This window comes from Sphingobium sp. SYK-6 (genome assembly GCF_000283515.1).
Taxonomy (GTDB): Bacteria; Pseudomonadota; Alphaproteobacteria; order Sphingomonadales; family Sphingomonadaceae; genus Sphingobium; species Sphingobium lignivorans.
Map to the genome: position 1 here is coordinate 100,215 of NC_015976.1, position 20,230 is coordinate 120,444.

General features: G+C 65.8%; 19 protein-coding genes. 11 read left to right on the plus strand and 8 right to left on the minus strand.

Going from position 1 to position 20,230, the window contains the following annotated elements; genetic code table 11:
* Positions 1-155 precede the first annotated feature (155 nt).
* Genes obgE through SLG_RS00505 form a run of 3 tightly spaced genes read left to right on the plus strand, consistent with a single transcriptional unit; the run spans position 156 to position 3,336 of the window.
* The gene (obgE, locus tag SLG_RS00495; protein ID WP_014074430.1) at positions 156-1,214 is read left to right on the plus strand and encodes a GTPase ObgE; all 1,059 of its coding nucleotides are present in this window, start codon (positions 156-158) and stop codon (positions 1,212-1,214) included.
* Positions 1,215-1,243: 29 nt separating this feature from the next.
* The gene (gene proB / locus SLG_RS00500; protein ID WP_041392273.1) at positions 1,244-2,389 is read left to right on the plus strand and encodes a glutamate 5-kinase; all 1,146 of its coding nucleotides are present in this window, start codon (positions 1,244-1,246) and stop codon (positions 2,387-2,389) included.
* Positions 2,386-3,336, plus strand: coding sequence for an NAD-dependent epimerase/dehydratase family protein (locus SLG_RS00505; protein ID WP_041391658.1), 951 nt, complete (start codon positions 2,386-2,388; stop codon positions 3,334-3,336). Before proB ends, SLG_RS00505 begins: the two co-directional genes overlap by 4 nt.
* Here the strand turns inward: SLG_RS00505 and SLG_RS00510 are convergent.
* Complete coding sequence (locus tag SLG_RS00510; protein ID WP_014074433.1) at positions 3,279-4,037, minus strand: hypothetical protein; 759 nt, start codon at positions 4,035-4,037, stop codon at positions 3,279-3,281. The two genes, SLG_RS00505 and SLG_RS00510, sit on opposite strands and share 58 nt — an antisense overlap.
* A gap of 257 nt (positions 4,038-4,294) precedes the next feature.
* Here SLG_RS00510 and SLG_RS00515 point away from each other — a divergent pair, with 257 nt between their 5' ends.
* From SLG_RS00515 to lptG, 5 genes are all read left to right on the plus strand, one after another.
* Positions 4,295-4,543 (plus strand): acyl carrier protein, encoded by a 249-nt coding sequence (locus SLG_RS00515; protein ID WP_014074434.1) that lies wholly within the window; start codon positions 4,295-4,297, stop codon positions 4,541-4,543.
* A gap of 3 nt (positions 4,544-4,546) precedes the next feature.
* On the plus strand, positions 4,547-5,806 hold the full coding sequence (gene spt / locus SLG_RS00520) for a serine palmitoyltransferase (protein WP_014074435.1): 1,260 nt from the start codon (positions 4,547-4,549) through the stop codon (positions 5,804-5,806).
* Between the two features lie 70 nt (positions 5,807-5,876).
* Positions 5,877-7,874 (plus strand): ATP-binding protein, encoded by a 1,998-nt coding sequence (locus tag SLG_RS00525; RefSeq protein ID WP_014074436.1) that lies wholly within the window; start codon positions 5,877-5,879, stop codon positions 7,872-7,874.
* A 228-nt stretch (positions 7,875-8,102) separates the two neighbouring features.
* Complete coding sequence (locus SLG_RS00530; RefSeq protein WP_014074437.1) at positions 8,103-9,317, plus strand: LptF/LptG family permease; 1,215 nt, start codon at positions 8,103-8,105, stop codon at positions 9,315-9,317.
* 4 nt (positions 9,318-9,321) lie between these two features.
* Complete coding sequence (gene lptG / locus SLG_RS00535; protein WP_014074438.1) at positions 9,322-10,416, plus strand: LPS export ABC transporter permease LptG; 1,095 nt, start codon at positions 9,322-9,324, stop codon at positions 10,414-10,416.
* Positions 10,417-10,631: 215 nt separating this feature from the next.
* Here the strand turns inward: lptG and SLG_RS00540 are convergent, their stop codons facing one another.
* Positions 10,632-11,702: a fatty acid desaturase family protein gene (locus tag SLG_RS00540; protein WP_041392277.1), complete on the minus strand. Its 1,071-nt coding sequence runs from the start codon at positions 11,700-11,702 to the stop codon at positions 10,632-10,634.
* Between the two features lie 190 nt (positions 11,703-11,892).
* On the opposite strand from SLG_RS00540, the gene SLG_RS00545 reads away from it, so the two are divergent.
* Both SLG_RS00545 and SLG_RS00550 read left to right on the plus strand, forming a co-directional pair.
* On the plus strand, positions 11,893-13,053 hold the full coding sequence (locus SLG_RS00545; protein ID WP_041392279.1) for a hypothetical protein: 1,161 nt from the start codon (positions 11,893-11,895) through the stop codon (positions 13,051-13,053).
* Positions 13,054-13,202: 149 nt separating this feature from the next.
* A complete protein-coding gene (locus SLG_RS00550) occupies positions 13,203-13,637 on the plus strand; it encodes a TIGR01244 family sulfur transferase (protein ID WP_041391659.1) in 435 nt (144 codons plus the stop codon).
* Positions 13,638-13,720: 83 nt separating this feature from the next.
* Here SLG_RS00550 and SLG_RS00555 read toward each other — a convergent pair whose 3' ends face one another.
* The 4 genes from SLG_RS00555 to SLG_RS00570 all read right to left on the minus strand — a co-directional run bounded on the left by SLG_RS00555 (position 13,721) and on the right by SLG_RS00570 (position 17,629).
* Positions 13,721-14,122 carry an MAPEG family protein gene (locus tag SLG_RS00555; RefSeq protein ID WP_014074442.1) on the minus strand — a complete coding sequence of 134 codons (402 nt, stop codon included), beginning with the start codon at positions 14,120-14,122 and terminating at the stop codon, positions 13,721-13,723.
* Between the two features lie 284 nt (positions 14,123-14,406).
* Positions 14,407-15,738 (minus strand): ammonium transporter, encoded by a 1,332-nt coding sequence (locus SLG_RS00560; protein WP_014074443.1) that lies wholly within the window; start codon positions 15,736-15,738, stop codon positions 14,407-14,409.
* A gap of 16 nt (positions 15,739-15,754) precedes the next feature.
* Positions 15,755-16,093 carry a P-II family nitrogen regulator gene (locus SLG_RS00565; RefSeq protein WP_014074444.1) on the minus strand — a complete coding sequence of 113 codons (339 nt, stop codon included), beginning with the start codon at positions 16,091-16,093 and terminating at the stop codon, positions 15,755-15,757.
* A 639-nt stretch (positions 16,094-16,732) separates the two neighbouring features.
* A complete protein-coding gene (locus tag SLG_RS00570) occupies positions 16,733-17,629 on the minus strand; it encodes a prephenate dehydratase (protein WP_014074446.1) in 897 nt (298 codons plus the stop codon).
* A gap of 180 nt (positions 17,630-17,809) precedes the next feature.
* Between SLG_RS00570 and SLG_RS00575 the strand changes: the two genes are divergently transcribed.
* Complete coding sequence (locus tag SLG_RS00575; RefSeq protein WP_014074447.1) at positions 17,810-18,439, plus strand: c-type cytochrome; 630 nt, start codon at positions 17,810-17,812, stop codon at positions 18,437-18,439.
* Positions 18,440-18,499: 60 nt separating this feature from the next.
* Here SLG_RS00575 and SLG_RS00580 read toward each other — a convergent pair whose 3' ends face one another.
* Both SLG_RS00580 and SLG_RS00585 read right to left on the minus strand, forming a co-directional pair.
* Positions 18,500-19,381: a TIGR00730 family Rossman fold protein gene (locus tag SLG_RS00580; RefSeq protein WP_014074448.1), complete on the minus strand. Its 882-nt coding sequence runs from the start codon at positions 19,379-19,381 to the stop codon at positions 18,500-18,502.
* A gap of 42 nt (positions 19,382-19,423) precedes the next feature.
* On the minus strand, positions 19,424-20,110 hold the full coding sequence (locus tag SLG_RS00585; RefSeq protein WP_148276450.1) for an extensin family protein: 687 nt from the start codon (positions 20,108-20,110) through the stop codon (positions 19,424-19,426).
* Positions 20,111-20,230: the final 120 nt, after the last annotated feature.

Below are 20,230 nucleotides of genomic sequence, written 5' to 3' on the forward strand. Positions count from 1 at the left end.
GCCAAGGTCTCTCACGATGGGACACGGCCCGATGCCATGGATGAGCGCATGCAGATCCGCCGCCCATCCCCATGTGGGAGGCTATGATGCAGGTGCTGGAGCCCAGACGGTCGTCAGTGCTTCACCTTTGACGCCAAAATCCCTATGGCGCGGCGATGCATTTCCTCGATCAGGCCAAAATCTTCATTCGCTCCGGCGCGGGCGGCCCCGGAGCCGTGAGTTTCCGGCGCGAAAAATATGTCGAATATGGCGGCCCGGACGGCGGCGACGGCGGCAAGGGCGGCGACATCATCTTCGAGGCGGTTCCCGGGCTCAACACGCTCATCGATTTCCGCTACACGCAGCATTTCAAGGCGCGGCGGGGAACGCCGGGCGCCGGCAAGAACCGCACGGGCGCCGGCGGCGGCGATCTGGTCATCAAGGTGCCGGTGGGCACGCAGGTCATCTCCGAGCCGGACGAGGAGGGCTACAGCGAGATACTGGCCGACTTCACCGAGCCCGGGCAGCGCATCGTCCTGCTGCGCGGCGGCGATGGCGGCCGGGGCAATGCGAGCTACAAGACCTCGACCAACCGCGCACCGCGCCAGCATGGCACCGGCTGGCCCGGCGATGAGCGCTGGGTGTGGCTGCGCCTCAAGCTGCTGGCCGATGTCGGCCTCGTCGGGCTGCCCAACGCCGGCAAGTCGACTTTCATCAATCAGGTGACCAACGCGCAGGCCAAGGTCGGTGCTTATCCCTTCACCACCACGCGCCCGCAACTGGGCGTGGTGCTGCACAAGGGGCGCGAGTTCGTGCTGGCCGATATCCCCGGCCTCATCGAGGGCGCTTCGGAAGGTGCGGGCATCGGCGATCGCTTTCTTGGCCATATCGAGCGCTGCCGCGTGCTCATCCACCTCATCGACGCGACGGGCGACGATCCGGTCGAAGCCTGGCAAATCGTGCGGAACGAGCTCGCCAATTATGGCGAAGGGCTCGAGGAGAAGCCGCAGCTGCTGGCTCTCAACAAGGGCGATCTGCTGGGCGACGAGCTGATGAAGGACATCGCCGGAGATCTGAAAAAGGCCGGAGCGGGCAAGGCCTTCATCATTTCCGGCGCGACCGGCAAGGGCGTGGACAAGCTGCTGGATGCGGTGATTCCCCTGCTCGATGCGCCGAAGGAAAGCGACGAGGATGGCGCTGACGAGGCGGAGGACAGGCCTTGGTCGCCGATCTGACGGGGGCGGCGCGCGCGACGGCGCCGCAGGTGGAGGCCAGAGCCCCGACTGACGATCTTACCGGCTTCCCGCCCGGCATTCTCCGCCGCGTGGTCATCAAGGTGGGATCAGCCCTGCTCGTAGAGCCCGATGGCGCGGTGCGTCGCAAATGGCTGGAGAGCCTCGTTGGCGAGATCGCGCAGCGGCGCGCCGAGGGGCAGCAGATCGTCGTCGTCTCGTCCGGTGCGATCGCGCTCGGTGCCCGGCGGCTGGGACTCTCCCGGGGCGGGCGGGCCACGCTGGAGGACGCGCAGGCGGCGGCCGCTGTGGGGCAGATCATCCTCAGCCAGGTCTGGGCCGATCTTCTGGCAAGCCACGACATCGCGGCCGCGCAGATGCTGGTCACGCTTGGCGATCTCGAGGACCGGCGGCGCTATCTCAACGCCGCAGCGACGCTGGACCGGCTGATCGGCCTCGGCGTCGTGCCGGTGGTCAACGAGAATGACAGCGTGGCCACCGAGGAGATCCGCTTCGGAGACAATGACAGGCTCGCCGCGCGCATCGGGCAGGCTGCCCGCGCGGACGCGGTGGTCCTCCTCTCGGATATCGACGGGCTGTATACCGCCAATCCGCAGGCCGATCCCGAGGCGACGCTCATCCCGCTGGTCGAGAAGATCGATGCGCGCATCCTCGCCATGGCGGACGGCAACTCGGCCTCGGGCATGGGCTCGGGCGGCATGATCTCCAAGCTGCAGGCCGCCCGGATCGCGACCGGCGCCGGAACGCACCTCGCCATTGCCTCCGGGCGCGTCGAGTCGCCCCTGAGGCATTGGGCGGAGACCGGCATGGGCACGCTGTTCCGTGCCGCTGCCCGGCGGCGGGGACGCAAGGACTGGCTGGCGGGGCGCCTTACGGTGAAGGGGCGGCTGAGCGTGGATGCGGGCGCTGCCGATGCCTTGCGGCAGGGGCGCAGCCTGCTTCCCGCCGGCGTCACCGGGACGAGTGGCGCCTATGCCAGAGGGGACGTCATCGACATCGCGGACCCGGACGGCGCCGTGATCGCGCGGGGGCTGGCGCAATATGACAGTCAGGACGCCGAGCGCATCATCGGCAAGCGCAGCGAGGATGTGGCAGCCCTGCTGGGCGGCACGCCGCGCGCCGCCATGGTCCATCGCGACCATATGGTGCTGCTCTGAGCCGGCTCGCCGTCACCGGGGGGACGGGGTTCGTCGGGCGCGCCACGCTGGATCGCGCGCTCGCGTCGGGGCACAGCGTCCGGGCACTGGCGCGCCGTCCGCAGCCTCCGCGTGAAGGGCTTGAGTGGATCCCGGGGGCCCTGGAGGATTCTGGCGCGCTCGACCGGCTGGTGCAAGAAAGCGACGCCGTCATTCATATCGCCGGGGTCGTCAACGCGCCCGACCGGAAGGGTTTCGAGGCTGGCAATGCCACCGGCACGGCCGCGGTCATTGCAGCGATGGAGCGGGCGGGGATCAAGCGCCTCGTCCACGTCTCTTCCCTCGCCGCGCGCGAGCCCCAGCTATCGGACTATGGGTGGTCGAAGGCGGAGGCGGAGCGGCATGTCGAAGCCTCGGGCCTCGACTGGACCATGGTGCGCCCGCCGGCCATTTTCGGCCCGGGCGACGCGGAGCTGCTCGAGCTGTTCCAGATGGCCGTTCGCGGGTTCGTGCTGCTGCCCCCGGCGGGTCGCCTGTCGGTCATCCATGTCGACGATCTCGCGGACCTGCTGGTGCGGCTCGGCGGCGTGGAAAGCGCGGCGACGAAGGAAGCGATCTACGAAGTCGACGATGGCCGGCCGAATGGCTGGAGCCATGTCGCTTTCGCCAAGGCGATTGGCCATGCTGTCGGGCGCAAGGCCGTCCGCACGATATCCCTGCCCTCGGTCTGTGTCCGATGGGGCGCCCGTATCGATCGGCTGCTTCGCGGCGATCGCGCCCGGCTTACGCCGGACCGGGCCGCCTATTTCTGCCATGCGGACTGGGTGTCGCGCGCGGACCTGCGCCCTCCCGCCGATTTCTGGGCGCCGGGCATCGCGACGGAAACAGGGCTCAAGGCAACGGCCGCAGCCTATCGCGCGAAGGGATTGTTGCCGTCCTTGTCGCCCGAAGGGGTGCGCCGGGCCTGATTGGCGGCATTGTCGAGAAGCATCGCAACCTGGCGAACCAGCCGGATGCGCTCATTATGGCGCGGGTCGAGACTGTCGGCCGCTTCATAGCCGGCCCGGCGGCGCAACTTCTCCGCGAGGCCGTCAAGCTGGTCGGAAACGGGGGGCGCTGCCTCCTCGATGATCACGTCTGCTACCCATTCCAGCCCTGCATCGTCCAGCCGGGGCATCGCCCTCGCGGCGGCGAGGTTGGTGAGAGTGCGCGCGCTTCCGGCCGCCGCTCTTGCCCGCAGGTGGCGATGAAGCTGAAAGGCCAGATAGCCCCCGATCCACAGTCCGAAATAGCCGGACCAGAGCAGCACCCATCGGATATTCACTTCGACCGGCAATGGTTCCGCTGCCACGACCGCGTCCCACAGCGTCCGGACCAGCAGGACGACCAGCGCCGCAGGCAAGATCGTCGCGATCATCGTCCCCGGACTGGCCCAGCCCTTCTCGGACCCGCCCTTGCCATATTTGAGCGCGAGCCAGAATGTCGCTGCCCCCGCCGTCACGGCCACGAGACGCCGGCCTGTCAGCAAATTGAATGCATCGCCCATGGCGAGCTCGGAACTGAGCGAGATCACGGCATAGGTGAACAGCCAGAAGAGCGCGGCCAGGATCAGGATATGATTGTCCGACGGGTGCCTTCTCTGGGCGGTGAAAAAGAGACTCTGGTCCATGTCGCCTCGCTAGGCCCGCTTGGTGAAAATTCCTAGGCCCTTGAAAGGATGGTGTAAGATCCGCGACGGACCGTGCTGGTGGCGCGTCGAAACCTCTAGCAGCCACTCGCTCCGCCCTGTCTTCCCTCTGCTCTGGAGGCGACCGGCCGGCCGACCGCGGCACCCTGCCCGAATGCCGCCTTATTCGCTTGCCATAGGACTGCCGGACGGGGCATGCCCCCGCGCAACGAACCGCTTCAGGAAGAAAGCCAGCACTCATGTCGGATCGCCAGGACATTTTCGGGCAGGTCGCCGCGCAGATCGAACCTTTCAACAAGAAGGGCGTGGCCCTGAACGAGACCACCAGCTTTGCCGGAGACCTCGAGTGGGACAGTCTCACGGTCATGGATTTCGTGGCGGCCGTCGAAGATGAATTCGACATCATCATCACGATGAACATGCAGGCGGAGATCGAGACCGTTGGGCAGCTTGTGGATGCTGTCCTGAAGCTCCGGGCGGAGGGCTGAGCGATGATGGCGCCGACCGATGACAAGGCTGCAACCATGCGCGTGGCCGATGGCGACAAGGATCTGTTCTCGAAGTTCGATGCGCTGATCGCCGAACGCGAAGCATTGCTGGCCACCGGTGTGCGCGATCCGTTCGCGATCGTGATGGACCAGGTGCTTTCGCCCACGCGCGCGATCATCAAGGGCAAGGAGACGATCCTGCTCGGCACCTATAATTACATGGGCATGACCTTCGATCCGGATGTGGTCGCGGCGGGCAAGCAGGCGCTCGACGAATATGGCGCCGGCACGACCGGCTCGCGCGTGCTCAACGGCACCTACCAGGGCCACAAGGCCTGCGAAGACGCGCTCAAGGATTTCTACGGCACGCAGCATGCCATGGTGTTCTCGACCGGCTATCAGGCCAATCTCGGCATGATCTCGACGATCGCAGGCAAGGGCGATTACGTCATCCTCGATGCGGACAGCCATGCCAGCATCTATGACGGTTGTTATCTCGGCAATGCCGAGATCGTGCGTTTCCGCCACAACAGCGTGGAGGATCTGGACAAGCGGCTCGGCCGCCTGCCCGCCGAAGCGCAGAAGCTGGTGGTGCTCGAAGGCGTCTATTCGATGCTCGGCGACGTGGCGCCGCTGCCCGAGATGGTCGCGGCCGTGCGCAAGCATCCCAATTGCATGATCCTCGTGGACGAGGCGCATGGCATGGGCTTCTTCGGCCCGAACGGCCGTGGGGTCTATGAGGAGCAGGGTGTCGAGAAGGAGATCGACTTCGTGGTCGGCACCTTCTCGAAGTCGGTCGGCACCGTGGGCGGGTTCTGCGTGTCGGATCACCCCAAGTTCGAGGTCATGCGGCTTGTCTGCCGGCCCTATGTGTTCACCGCCTCGCTGCCGCCCAGCGTGGTCGCGACGGCCGCGACGTCGATCCGCAAGCTCATGCATGCGAGCGAGAAGCGCGCCCATCTGTGGGAAAACAGCAGGCGGCTGCACGAGGGCCTGCGGGACATGGGCTTCCGCCTCGGTACGGAAACGCCGCAGTCCGCGATCATCGCCGTCATCCTGACCGACCAGACGCAGGCGGTCGCCATGTGGCAGGCGCTGCTGGAGCTGGGCCTCTACGTCAACATGGCACGCCCCCCGGCGACGCCTGCGGGCACGTTTCTTCTCCGCTGTTCGCTGTGCGCCGAGCACTCGAGCGAGCAGGTCGGGGAAATCCTCGAAATGTTCAGGCAGGCGGGGCGGCAGACCGGGGCCATCGCGGCCTGAGGCGCGATCTCGGGCTCGTTCGCGAAAAAGGCTCCCCAGCCGCGCTCTCCTGGTCTAACCTGGGTTAGAGATGACAGAGGACGCACAAGGCCTCGACGACAGCGCCGATGAGCTGCCTCGCTGGCGGCGATGGGTGCCTTTTGTGCTTGCCGTGGTCTTCGCGATCGCGCTGGCCTGCCTTATCTATCTCGCCGGCCATGCGGCCGACCTGCGCGACCGGGCCATCGCGCTGCAGCGCCACAGCTACCAGGTCATGCTTCAGGCCAAGACGGTCGAAGCCCGGATCGGCAGCGCCGAGACGCTACTGGCCCGCTACGTCATCAGCCATGATGCGGCGGTTGGCCGGCAGTTTCAGGACGAGTGGGGCACCGCCATGCGCGAGCTGGTGGCCCTGGAGCGCTCCACGCGTGGCAACGCGCGCCAGAGCGCGGCGGTGGCGCGATTGCGCGCGGCGATGACCGATCGCGGATCGACCCTGACCGAGATCGCATTGCGGGTCCGCTACCAGCAGTCGCTTGGCGCGCTGGGGCAGCTCGAGGCGACCCGCAAGGAAGCATCGGTCCGCACCATCGCTGATGCGCTCAAGACGGTCGCCGATCTCGCAGAGGCCGAGCGCGCGCGCCACAATGTTCAGGTCAACCAGTCACAGTCGCGCGTGAATCGCCTTAACGACAGCTACAGCGTGATCGGGCTGGGCCTGTTCCTCGCGGCGATCGGGGCGCTCTGGTTTGCCAGCGCGGCGCTCAATGAACGGCGTTACGCGCGCCGCCTCGCCGCCGCCGAAGCGGCCCGCGTCGATAATCTTGAAGCGGCGGTTCTCCAGCGGACGGAAGAACTGCGCGAGGCCAATGCCAAGCTCTACCGGGAGATGGAGGAGCGCATACAGGCCGAGCAGAGCCTGCGCCAGCTTCAGAAAATGGAAGCGCTCGGCAAGCTCACTGGGGGCATCGCTCATGATTTCAACAACATGCTCGCGGTCGTCGTCGGCGGGATCGACGTGGCCCGGCGGCAGATGGGCAAGGATCCGGAAAAGGCGATCACGCATCTGGACAGCGCGATCGAGGGCGCCAACCATGCCGCGGCTCTTATCGAGCGCTTGCTTGCCTTCGCCCGCGCAGAACCTCTGCTTCCCGATCAGGTGGACATCGACAGGCTGATCGCGGGCATGGAAGATCTGCTCGCGCGTGCGATCGGCGGCGGCGTTCGGGTCGAGCTCGCGCTCGATGCCGGGGACTGGCCTGTCTGGGTGGACCGGGCCCAACTGGAAAGCGCGCTCGTCAACATGGCGATCAATGCGCGCGATGCCATGGACGGGCGTGGCACGCTGACCATCGCGACCGAGCGCCTCACGCTGGAGGAGCAGGAAATCGGCCAGTGCGCTGCGGGCGATCATGTCTGCCTCAGCGTGACCGACACCGGCACAGGCATGACCCCGGATGTTCTGGAGCGGATATTCGAGCCGTTTTTCACGACCAAGGCGATCGGCAAGGGCACCGGGCTGGGCATGAGCCAGATTTTCGGCTTCGTCAGTCAGTGCAGGGGCGCGATCGACATTCGCAGCGCGCCGGGAGAAGGTACCTGCGTTCGGCTCCTCCTGCCCCGGCTGGCGGAGGGCCGGGGCTTCGGGGCGACATCGCCGGCCGCCGGAGCATTCGCGCCAGCCGATGCGGCGGGTCCGGCCGGAGGGGGGCTGACCATCCTTGTCGTCGAGGACGATCCGCGCGTATTGCGGTCCACGCTCGCCGCCCTCGCCGCGCTCGGCCATGCGAGCCTGCCCTGCGACCATCCAGGCAAAGCGGCAGAGCTTCTGGAAGCGCATCCCGACATCGATCTCATCCTGTCGGACGTTCTGATGCCCGACATGTCGGGGCCCGAAATGATCGAGACGCTGGGCGCCGTCCTGGCCCAACGGCCAGTGATCTTCGTCACGGGCTTTGCCGGGGACAAGGGCATGACCGCGCAGCTTGCGGGCTTTCCCATTCTCCGAAAGCCCTTCACCGTGGCGCAGCTTGCGCAAGCCATCGCCGATGCGGTGGCGCCCGGTCACGATGGCAAGGCAGCAGCCTGAGCCTGATGTGAGATTGCCGACCAGCGGGAAGGGGCACGGACCGCGCGCTTTCCCGCGGGAATGCGGGGATGGCGCCGCGTCCCGCCGGCGCGATCCGTCGCGTCGGACCGCCTTGTTGGCCTTTTCCGCGGCATTCGGAGGTTGCGACCTTGCCGGAAGCGCCTTACGGCCAAGGGCCATGTCCGCAGGCCCGCTGGACGAAACAAGAAGGTTTCTGCGAGACTGCTCATGCTGACCGCACTGGATCGCTACATGGCGCGGTTGATCGCCGTCCCGCTGATCGCGAGCCTGATGATCGCCGCCATGCTGCTGGTGCTGGACAGGATGCAGCGCCTGTTCGTCTTCGTCGCGACGGAAGGCGGGCCGGTCAGCGTGGTCTGGCGGATGCTGGCCAATCTCCTGCCGGAATATCTGGGCCTCGGCATCCCCATTGGCCTCATGCTCGGCATCCTGCTCGCCTTCCGGCGTCTTGCCCTGTCCTCGGAGCTGGACATCCTGCGCGGGGTGGGCCTCTCCTACACCCGGCTCCTCAAAGTGCCCTACATGTACGCTATCGTGCTGGCGGTGCTCAATCTCGCGATTGTCGGCTTCATTCAGCCGCACAGCAAATATGCCTATGAGCGGTTGCGGTTCGAGTTGCGCTCCGGCGCGCTTGGCGCCTCGATCAAGGTCGGCGAGTTCAACAATCTGGGCGATGGTTTCACGATTCGCATCGAACAGAGCGCGGAGGAGGGCAGGCGGCTCACCGGCATTTTCGCGCGGATGCAGAGCGGGAGCGGCCAGTCGCTCGCGGTCACGGCCGCGCGCGGGCAATTTCTTGCGACGGATGATCCCGACACGATCATCCTGCGCCTGACCGAAGGTGTCCTGGTCCACGATTCGCCAAGCTACAATGAGCCGCGAATCCTCTCCTTCTCCTCGCACGACCTGCCGATCGACCTGCCTAAGATCGAGCAGTTCCGCACTCGTGGGGAGGGTGACGTGGAACTGAGCCTGCCGGAACTGTTCAAGACAGGCCTTTCAAGCACCAATACGCCTCTCGACCGGGCCAAGGCCTGGTCCAATTTCAATTTCCGGGTGGTGGAAGTGGCCATGATGCTCCTGTTGCCCCTTGCAGCGGTCGCTTTCGCGATTCCACCCAAGCGATCCACGTCGGCGCTTGGCGTCTTCCTGTCGATCGTCTTCATCGTGACCTATCACAAGATCAACCAATATGCGGAATCCGTGGGCGCGTTGGGCCGGCTCGACCCGTTCCTCGCGCTCTGGGGACCATTTCTCATCTTCGCCGGCATCATCGGCTGGATGTACTATCAGACGGCTTATGTGCCCGGCGGCCAGCCCATCGGTGCCCTTGAGCGTCAGTTCGCCAAGCTGCTCGGCCTGTTCAAGGCCCTCTTCAAGCGGATCGGCAATCGCCGATACCGCAAGGCGCACGAGAGTTGACGCCATGTTCCTGAACTTCTTCCCCTCGCGCACGCTCGCCATCTATCTCGTCCGCACTTTCCTGTGGCGATGCTTCGCCATGCTGGCGATGCTCGTGCTCGTCCTGCAGATGCTCGATCTGCTGAGCGAGGCAGGCGCGGTTCTGGCCTATCCGGGCAATGGCGACGGGGAGTTGTGGCGTTATGTCAGCCTGCGCGCGCCGCAGATCATTTCGCGCTTCCTGCCTTTTTCGGTGCTTCTCGGCACGATCATCATGCTCACCACGCTCAATGCCAACAGCGAGGTGGTGGCCATGAAATCCGGCGGCCTCTCGGCGCACCAGATTCTCGCGCCGCTCATGCTGGCGAGCCTGGGCGTCGCCGCCATCAGCTTCCTGTTCAACGAGCGTGTGGTGGTGCGGGCCACTGCAACATTGAGCGCATGGGAGCACGCGAAGTTCGGCCCGATTCCGGCGGATCGCGGCATCAAGTCCAACATCTGGGTGCGCGATGGCGAGGATCTGATCCGCGCCGGTACCATCACCGGCCGTGGCCGCGACGTGCGGCTCCAGGACATCGACATCTATGATCGACACGGCGACAAGCTGATTTCCGTGATGAATGCCAAGCGCGGCGCCTACACCGGATCGGGCTGGCGGCTGGAGGACGTGCGCGTTTTCGACGTCGTGCGGGGCACCAGTCGGGATGTCGCGACAATGACGGTGGGCAAGGAGATCACGCCGGATCAGTTCACGCTTTCCACCGTCGATCCCGACGGTCTCTCCTTCTCCGAACTGCGCGAGTCGATCGATACCCTGCGGGAAGCGGGTCGGCCGGTCACGTCGCTCGAAGGCTCGCTCTGGCACAAGATCACCGGCCCGCTGTCCGCGCTGCTCATGCCGCTGCTGGGCTCGGTCGCTGCGTTCGGCATCGCACGATCAGGCAAGCTGTTCGTGCGCGCGGTCATCGGCATGGCGCTCGGCTTCGCTTTCTTCGTCGCCGATAATTTCGCGCTCTCGATGGGCAATCTGGGCGTCTATCCGCCGATGCTCGCGGCCTGGGCGCCCTTCCTGCTGTTCCTCTTCGTCGGCGAGGCTGTGCTCATCACGACCGAGGAATAGCCCCCCGGGCGGGGGCTGACGGCACTCAAGCGGCCCTGCCGGGTTTCCGGCATGACAGACAGGTGGAAGGCTTCACCCCGCCTTCAGCGTCCTCCCTCATCCCAAGGGAGTTTTCACTCCACTGGGATAGAGGCTGGAGCCTGTCAACGCAGGCTCAGGCATCGCGCAGGGTGCCTCGAGGCGCGCCTTTGGACCGGGGGGGTGAGGGGAAAGCTTTACCCGGCCCGCATGGTGCTGCGCGCGATCTTCGCGACCAGCGGTGCCATGCCGCCATAGCTTGCCTTGCCATAGGTCGAGCCGTCGCCAAGATGCGCGACGAGGCGGCGATGCGTCTCGCCGAGCGAATGATAAGGCATGCTCGGCAGCAAGTGGTGAAGGGCATGATAGCGCAGGCCCACCGGTGCCCAGAGCGCGGCCAGCGGCGCGGGCGGCGGCACGTTGACCGAATCGAGGAACTGCCCCGTCACTGTCATCGGCTCGCCTTCATTCTCCCAGAGATGGGCGACCAGCGTGCGAAGCTGATTGACCACGGCCACGCACGCGAAGATGACCATCCCGGTCAGCAGCGGGCGCCATCCGAGCAGGAAGACGCTGGCGACCAGCGTAATGGCCCACAGGCTCGCGCCAGCTTCCTGCCAGGCCCACATGCGGGCGAAATCGCCGTCCGGGGCGCGCCGGCGATAGGCCGGGTTGATCGACAGGGCCGAATAGCGCTCCACCACGATCCGCCGCAGCGGCGGAATCATGACGCTCAGCGGCGTCAACACCGCGAAGCGGAAGATCAGTGCCAGCGGCGCAAGCATCGCCGCGATGATGAAAAGGGGCAGCGACCATGGCTTCATCAGCGCGAGCGGCAGATATTCAGGATCGTCCGCGGTCCCATAGCGCGTCTTGGCATGGTGCTGGGTATGCACGCCTTCATACATGAAGGATGGCACGAGCAGCGGAATGCCGACCATGAGGTTCCACGCCAGCCGGAAGCCGGGGAGCGCGCCCTTGCGGATATGCGTCAGCTCATGGATGAAGCCAACCGCACGGTAGAGCGCGAGCGCGGCGATCACCCCGCCGAGCACGACCGCCCAGCGCTGATCGGCGAGAATGGCGACGGCAAGGCCGGCATAGCCAGCGAAGGCCGAAGCGAGGAAGTCGGGCCAGTAGATGGCAGCGCGGGCGGTGCCGAGGTCGCGCGTGAGTTCCACGGCGGCGCGCAGCATGGCGCTGTCTTCCGGCGTTCTGGCCAATCCCCCGGCAGAGAGCGGGGAAGATGCGGCGTTGCGAGCGTCCATTCTGTTGTCCATTGCGGTCATGACGTCTTCCTATAGGGCAAATGCGAGCAGATCATGGCAGCAATGTGGTTCGTTCCGTCCCGGGCTGGAGAGGTTCGTCCGGCGCGGGTTGACAAGTCGTCCGCCAGCCCCTCTGTGCTGATCCTTTCAGATTGAGCGTCCGATGCGGGCGCAGGACGAGGGCACGGCCGTGGCGAATGCCGATCTAGTCATCACACCCGTCTCGGGCAAGGCGGACCTTAAAGATTTCATCGATCTTCCATGGGCGATCTATGCCGATGACCCCAATTGGGTGCCGCCGCTCAAGGATGAAGTGCGCAAGCTGCTGACGCCGGGCCACAACCCCTTCCACGAGCATGCGGAGCATTGCTATTTTCTCGCCCGCCGGGGCCGGGAAGTGACCGGACGCATCAGCGCGCATATCGATCATCTCGCCCTGTCCATGCCGCCTGAGCAGGGCATGGGGCCGGGCACCGGCAATTTCGGACTGTTCGAGGCGAAGGACGCGGCGAGCGCGGCCGCACTGATCGGTGCGGCGGAAGGCTGGCTGCGCGCGCAGGGCATGTCGCGCGTGCTCGGGCCGATTTCCCTTTCCATCTGGGAAGAGCCGGGGCTGCTGGTGAAAGGCTTCGATCATCCGCCCACGGTGATGATGGGCCACGCCAGGCCGGTCTATCAGGAGTGGATCCAGGCCGCCGGCTACACGCCCGCCAAGACGCTCAACACCTTCGAGCTGGACATCACCCAGGATTTTCCGCCGCTCATCCAGCGCATCGTCCAGTCCGGCGAGCGCAACGAGCGCATCAACATCCGCAAGGTCGACAAGTCGCGCTTCGATTCGGAAGCGGCCATCATCCTTTCGATTCTCAACGACGCCTGGGACCGGAACTGGGGCTTCGTGCCGATCACCGACCATGAGGTCGCCCATTTCGGCAAGGAGCTGAAGCCGATCGTCCGGGAGGATCTCATCCGCATCGCGGAGCTGGACGGCGAGCCCGTCGCCTTCATGATGACCCTGCCCGATCTCAACGAGGCGCTGGCACCGCTCAACGGCTCGCTCTTGCCCTTCGGCTGGGCGAAGCTGCTCTGGTGGCTGCGCCGGCCGCGGTGCCGCACGATGCGCGTGCCGCTGATGGGCGTGGTGCAGCGCCTGCAATCATCGCGCATGGCAAGCCAGCTCGCCTTCATGATGATCGAATATATCCGCCGCGACGCTGTCGTCGAATATGGATCGAGCCGGGGAGAGATCGGCTGGATTCTGGACGACAATCAGGGAATGGTGGCCATCGCCGAGGCGATCGATAGCCGCATCAACAAGAGCTATGTGATCTACGAGAAGCCACTGGGCTGACGGGCGCAGGAGCGGCCCGGTCTGCCGGACCCGTTCACGACGCTTGAGGGGGCCAGCTTGCTCCCCCCGGCTTGCCTTGTGCCGGGGGTTGCCTTGCGCCGGAGGGTGCAGGCAGCGTAGGGATGCCGGTCTCATCAGGGAGTGCCGCGATGCTCAAGCGACTGACGCCGTCCATTTTCGTCTCGCCCCAGATCGATGTCGGGACCGTCGAGGAAGCCAGGGCGCTGGGTGTCACGCTCATCGTCAACAACCGGCCGGAAGGCGAATCGCCCGACCAGACGCCGGGTGCGCAGATCGAAGCCGCGGCGCAGGCGGCCGGCATGGACTATGTGGCCATTCCCGTGTCGCACAGCGGCTTCGCGCCCTGGCAGCTCGATGCGCTGGATGAGGCGCTGGCGGCCAGCGGCGAGGGCAAGGCGCTTTGCTACTGCCGGTCAGGCACGCGCAGCACGCTGCTCTGGGCCCTCGCCCGGGCGCGGGCTGGCGACGAACCCGAGGCGATCGCTGCGACGGCGCGTGACGCCGGCTATGATGTGACGCCGATCCGCGAAATGATGCACGCTCTGGCGGCCGGCACTATCTGACCTCCCACCGGGCAGACGCAGCAGCGCGTTGCAGGCCCGGCACGAGCGGCATCAAGGGGCGGGTTGGCCCGACCGAAACCAGCTCAGACTGTGGCGCGCAGCGCGGGCCAGAGCAGCATCGCGATGCCGATCAGGCTGACACCGAAGGCTAATGTGCGGACCACGGGGACGCCGGCCGCGTAGAGCGGCAGGTAGACGATGCGCGCGCCCAGCCAGAGGAAGGCGCCCCATGTCGTCGTCGTGCCCAGCAGGCCGGCAGCCCAGTCGATCAGGATCGCGATCGCGACGATCGGAAAAGTCTCGAAGAAGTTGGATTGGGCCCGGGTCAGGCGTCCCACCACAGGCTCGGCGGGCGGCAGCGCTTCGTCGCGCGCGCCCATGTTCCAGGTCGTGCCATATTGCCGCGTCTTCACATGCGCGGCAGCGAAGATGTGGACGAGCCCAAGCACGCAGCCCCAGGCAAGAATGGCGAGTTCGATCGGCATGAGCAGCCCTCCCGGTGGCGGTTATGCGCTTCCGGCGGCCACAATGCAAAGCCGGTGCGCATCGCGACGGATGCATGGGATTGGCGCGGCGCCGCTGATGATCCGGCCGCGGCTCAGGGAGCCCTTTGCCCACCCATGCGCCGATCACGGATGAGCGGCGCGCGCTCCCGCCAAATATCAGATCAAAAAGAGGCCGATGCGCATGGCACCGGCCCCAGGGCTGTTCGCAGGAGGAACATCGTCGGGCCGGGCGGCGCCCCCACGGGCCGCCCGGCCAAATTTGATCAGTTGTAGGCGCGCTCGCCGTGCTCGCCGAGGTCGAGGCCTTCCTGCTCGACTTCCGTGCTGACACGCAGGCCCGTGAGAGCCTTGGCGATGTACATGGCGATGGCGGTGCCGACGGCGGAGATGACGATCGTGGCGACCACGGCCGAGACCTGCGTCACGAGCTGGGCGCTGATCGCGTAATCGTCGCCGCCCGGGCCGCCGAGCGACGGAGCATAGACGATGCCTGTGCCGATCGCACCGATGATGCCGCCCACGCCGTGGATGCCGAAGGCGTCCAGCGAGTCGTCATAGCCAAGCGCCGGCTTGATCTTCGAGACGAAGATGAAACAGACGATCGAAGCGACCGCACCCAGGATGATCGCGCCGAACGGACCGCTGTTACCGGCGGCCGGGGTCACGGCGACCAGACCGGCGATGATGCCCGAGCAGTAGCCGAGCGCCGATCCCTTGTGGCCCGAGACCTTCTCGGCAATCATCCAGAACAGCCCGGCCGAAGCCGTGGCGACGAAGGTGTTGATCATGGCGAGCGCGGCCGAACCATTGGCCTCGAGCGCGGAACCGGCGTTGAACCCGAACCAGCCGACCCAGAGCAGGCCGGTGCCGACGAAGGTCAGCGTCAGGCTGTGCGGGGGCATGGGTTCGGTCGGATAGCCCTTGCGCTTGCCGAGGATGAGCGCCGCCACCAGCGCGGAGATGCCCGCATTGATGTGCACGACAGTACCGCCAGCGAAATCGAGCGCGCCCATCACGAAGAAGACGCCGCGCGCTTCCCAGACCATGTGGGCCACCGGGAAATAGACGATGGTCAGCCAGACGATGGCGAAAACCATGATCGCCGAGAACTTCATGCGCTCCACGATGCCGCCCAGGACGAGCGCCACGGTGATCGCGGCGAAGGTCATCTGGAAGGAGATGAACACATATTCCGAGATCACCTCATCGGTGAACGTCGCGGCGGTCGAATCGGCGGTGACGCCGCTGAGGAAGAACTTGCCCCAGCTGATGACCGAGTTGCCCTCGGGTCCGAAGGCGAGGCCGTAGCCGTACATCACCCAGATCAGCATCGCGAGGGCGGCCACGCCGCCGATCTGCGTCATGGTCGCGATCATGTTCTTCGAGCGGGTGAGGCCGCCGTAGAACAGGGCGAGGCCCGGCAGGATCATCAGGAGGACGAGGACGGTCGCCGTCATCATCCAGGCATTGTTGCCCGGATTGGGTACTGCCGGAGCGGCCTCGGCGGCCGCCTCCTGCGCCCATGCGGGCAGGGCAGCGAACAGCGAAAGGGCGGTTGCCCCCGCCACGCCGCAGATCTTCTTGATCGGTGTCATGCGTTACCCCCTTTTCTTACAGCGCGGTCTCGCCGGTTTCGCCCGTGCGGATGCGCACGGCCTGACCGACGTCCAGAACGAAGATCTTGCCGTCGCCGATGGCACCGCTGTTCGCGGCTTGTTGAATGCCTTCGACCACACGCGGGGCGAGGGCATCGTCGCAGACGACCTCGACCTTGATCTTCGGAACCATGTTCGTGGAGTATTCCGCGCCGCGATAGATTTCGGTCTGGCCTTTCTGCCTCCCGAAGCCCTTCACTTCGCTCACCGTCATGCCGGCGATCCCCAGGCCGGAGAGGGCTTCACGCACCTCGTCCAGCTTGAACGGCTTGATGATTGCCATGATGAGTTTCATGCTGCCCCCTTTGGTGGTATGCCAAGGCAGTCAAGCAAGCACCGTGCCAATCGATTAACGGAGCATTAAAGCGGGACCGTGCATCGGCGCACCTCGCTGCGACGCACAATTTTTAAGCAGCGGTTCCGGCCTGCTCAAAAAACAGGCAGCAGAAGAGCGGCTATTTTCCGGGAACTGGTCGGCTGAGGGAGTATGCGCGAAGGCGCGCGCCCGTTCCCATCAGCATTGCTTTTTCCCTGTCCTACATCCCTTCCGTTGTGGCAGCCCCTGCCGGGCGCCTCCTCCTGGAAACAGGGGCGGGCAAAGCACGGCTCCTTCTCAATCAGGGACCTTCATCCTCCGTCGGGTCGCGCAGGCTTGCCGGAACGGGCGATGGCGTCCGCCGCATCGAAAGATGATGGAAGCGGAAGATGACACGGACGGGTCGTCATCTTCGTGAACTTCCAGACCGCAATGCCATGTTGGACCGGCATGGCCGAACCTCGCGCCGTCCGCGCTTTCCATCCTGTCCGCATGATCACCGCTGTCGTCAGGGCTCCGCGAATCATCTTGCCCCGCCCTTGAGCGCTATCTCCACGCGAGGGGAGGGAATCGATCCCGCCCCAACCGCCAACGCGCCCAGAGTTGATCGAAGGGCGATCAGCCGTGGAGGGATCGCGGGCGGGCCTGGCGGTAGCTGCCGAGCAGGCGCACCCATTTGCTATGGAAGCTCAGCTCCTCGAGCGCACGATCCACGGCCGGATCGCCCGGCATGCCTTCGATGTCCGCATAGAATTCGGTCGCGGAGAAACTGGCGCCGCGTTGATAGCTCTCCAGCTTGGTCATGTTCACCCCATTGGTGGCAAAGCCGCCCATCGCCTTGTAGAGCGCCGCGGGCACATTCTTCACCTCGAACAGGAAGCTCGTCATCACCGGCTCATCGCGCGAGGGCAATTCGGGGTCGCGAGCGAGGACGACGAACCGCGTCACATTGTCTTCGCTGTCCTCGATATTCTCCTCATGGATCACGAGGCCGTAGAGCTCGGCCGCCAGCGTGGGCGCAATGGCGGCTGCGCCCGGTTCGCGCACCTCGGCCACCAGAGCGGCAGCGCCGGCAGTGTCGGCATAAACGATGGGTCGGATCCCGTGTGCGCGCAGATATTTCCGGCATTGCCCAAGGGCCTGCACATGGCTGAGCGCGCTGACGGGGGGCGTGGTATCCGCGCTCATCAGCGTGTGCCGAATGGGGAGGAAGAATTCGTCCGTGATGTGGAGCCCGGACTCGGGCAGCAGAAAATGCATGTCCGCCACGCGTCCGTGCAGCGAATTCTCGATCGGGATCATGGCCCGGTCCGCTCGCCCTTCCCGCACCGCATCCAGCGCATCCTCGAAGCTAAAGCATGGCAGCGGAAGCGCTTCGGGGGCGTATTTCATGACTGCGAGATGCGAGTTGGCCCCGGGCGCGCCCTGGAATGTGATGGCGCGCGCCGGAACGCCCGCAGCGGCGTCCATCATCTCGGCGACCAGGCGGCGTGCGGGGAGGGGATAATTGTCCATGTCGGCCGCAGCGCTTAGGACTTCGGGCCGAGCCGCGCAAGGCGCGGTCGCGCCGGGGCGGGGGCACGGCCTTTCCCGGACTTGCACCCACGCGGCGCAGTCATTAAGGGAGCGCGCACAAGGGGCGCCGGAGCATCGCGGTCGGAGGGTCGCGCCGGTCAATTCGGAGACAGAAACCGCATGAGCGATCGTTTCAACACCATTGCGGGCTGGGCGCTGTTCGCCGGCATCATTGCGCTGGGCAGTGGCATCATCAGCAGCAAGCTGTTCCACGGCGAGCGGCCCGAGCCGATGGGCTACGCTATCGAGGGCGTCGAGGCAGAAGGCGCCGGCGGTGCCTCCGGGCCGTCGCTCAACACGCTGCTCGCGAGCGCCGACGTTGCGGCCGGCGAAAAGGTTTTCGCCAAGTGCGTGGCCTGCCACACGATCAATCAGGGTGGCGCCAACGGCATCGGTCCCAATCTCTGGGGCGTGGTCGGCGAGGAAATTGCTCACGGTCGCGGTGGCTTCGCCTTCTCCAACGCGCTCAAGGAAGTGGGCGGAAGCTGGACATTCGAACAGCTCGATCATTGGCTGGCCTCTCCCCGGGCATTCGCCAATGGCACGAAGATGAGCTTTGCCGGTCTCAGCAAGCCGGAAGACCGGGCGAATGTCATCGCCTACATGAATGCGCAGGGCACCAACCTGCCGCTCCCGGCTGCCGATGCCGAAGCAGCTCCGGCAGAAGGCGACAACGCAGCGGCGCCCGCCGAAGGCGAGAATGCCGCAGCACCTGCTGAAGCCGGGAACGCCGCCGCGCCGGCCGAGTAAAATCGCATCTACCGTTGAATGCGGTCACGAAGGCGGGTGCTTGCACCCGCCTTTTGCGTATCAGCAGCCCGGATCCGCGCCGCTTTCCCCATAGAATTCGTCGACCACGCGCCACGCCTCTTCCGCCGTCTCGACCCAGTTGATGAGGTCGAGGTCATGAGGGCTGATGACGCCTTCCTCGGCCAGCGCGTCGAAGTTGACGACACGCGTCCAGAACTCCCGTCCGAACAGGAGGATGGGAATGGGCTTCATCTTGCCGGTCTGCACCAAGGTCAGCAGCTCGAAGAATTCGTCAAACGTCCCGAAGCCGCCCGGGAAGACGGCCAGCGCCCGCGCCCGCAGCGTGAAGTGCATCTTGCGCAGCGCGAAATAGTGGAACTGGAACGAGAGGTCCGGCGTCACATAGGGATTGGGGTTCTGCTCGTGCGGCAGCACGATGTTGAGGCCGATGGTCTGCGCACCCACATCGGCCGCGCCGCGATTGGCGGCTTCCATGATCGAGGGACCACCGCCGGAACACACGACGAAATTGCGGCAACCCGCGGCGTTCACCGGAAACTGGGCCGCGATGCGCGCCAACTTGCGCGCTTCCTCATAATAGCGGGCCTTGGCCGCCAGCCGCTCGGCGACCTTGCGTTCCTGAGGCGTCCTGGCGGCCTCGATCCGCGCCTGCGCCGCTTCGGGCTCGGGGATGCGCGCCGAACCGTAGAAGACGAAGGTGGATGCGATCCTGGCCTCGTCCAGCAGCAGCTCGGGCTTGAGCAGCTCGAGCTGAAAACGCACCGGCCGCAGGTCGGGGCGCAGCAGGAACTCCGGGTCCTGAAATGCCAGCGTGTAGGATTTGCTTTCGGTCTGCGGCGTCGGAATGGCGCGCCGCGCGTCCCGCGCTTCCTCGATGGCCGGGCGGAACTTGCTTTCGTTTACGGAACCATGCTCACTCATGCGCGGGCGCTAGACGATTTCCGGCGGGAAGGAAACGCCGGACTAGCGGCAGAAGCTGCGGCCGCTGCTTCCGGCGTTCGCCATGTCGAGATGAAAATGATCGCGGTGCGCGGCATTATAGTCGGGCCCCAGTACCGTGCGGAAGCGTTTGCAGGCGCTCTGGTGCAACACGCGGAGGAACTGCGCCGGGGGGCCGTCCCCGCGCCAGTCGTCCACGAGGCTGATGCGTCGGCCGTCGGCGAGAACGAAGGCCGCCACGTCCACGGCATTGGCCAGGGCATGTTCGCTGCGCTTGCCGGCGATCGTGCCGCCCGTGCCGCGCACGTCCCGGCAGGCATAAGTGCCGAAAGTCTCGATGCGAACCACTTCGCTGCCGAGATAGAGCCGCGCGGCGGGACGCACCGCATAACGCGCCCAGGCTGCGAAATTGGCCGCGAGGGGGCAAGTCATCGGGCCGAGACTGGCCGTTGGGGTCCCTATGTCCATGAGCTTGATGGTGTCGATCGTCGCGCAGCCGCCGCCCCGGTCCTGATTGGGCAGGGGCTGGTAGCGAACCTTGGCGGCGTCGAGCTTGGCCGCGCACATGCGAAAGCTCTCGCTGTTCGGCATGGCCGAAGGCGGCGCGGCTGGTCGGGTCACCCTGCCCTGCCGCACGACGCTATGGTCCGCGCACGCGGCAACACTCGCGATCGCGACCAGCGCGGCGAGCCTGACAGACAAAGACGTCATTCCCGTCCCGACCATGACGCGAGCATCAGCATGGACATGGTTAACAAAGGGTTAAGCGCCCCGGCAGAGCGAGCCCAGCTGAGTCGAAACCGGGGCAGGCTGCCGTTGATGCCTCCTGGC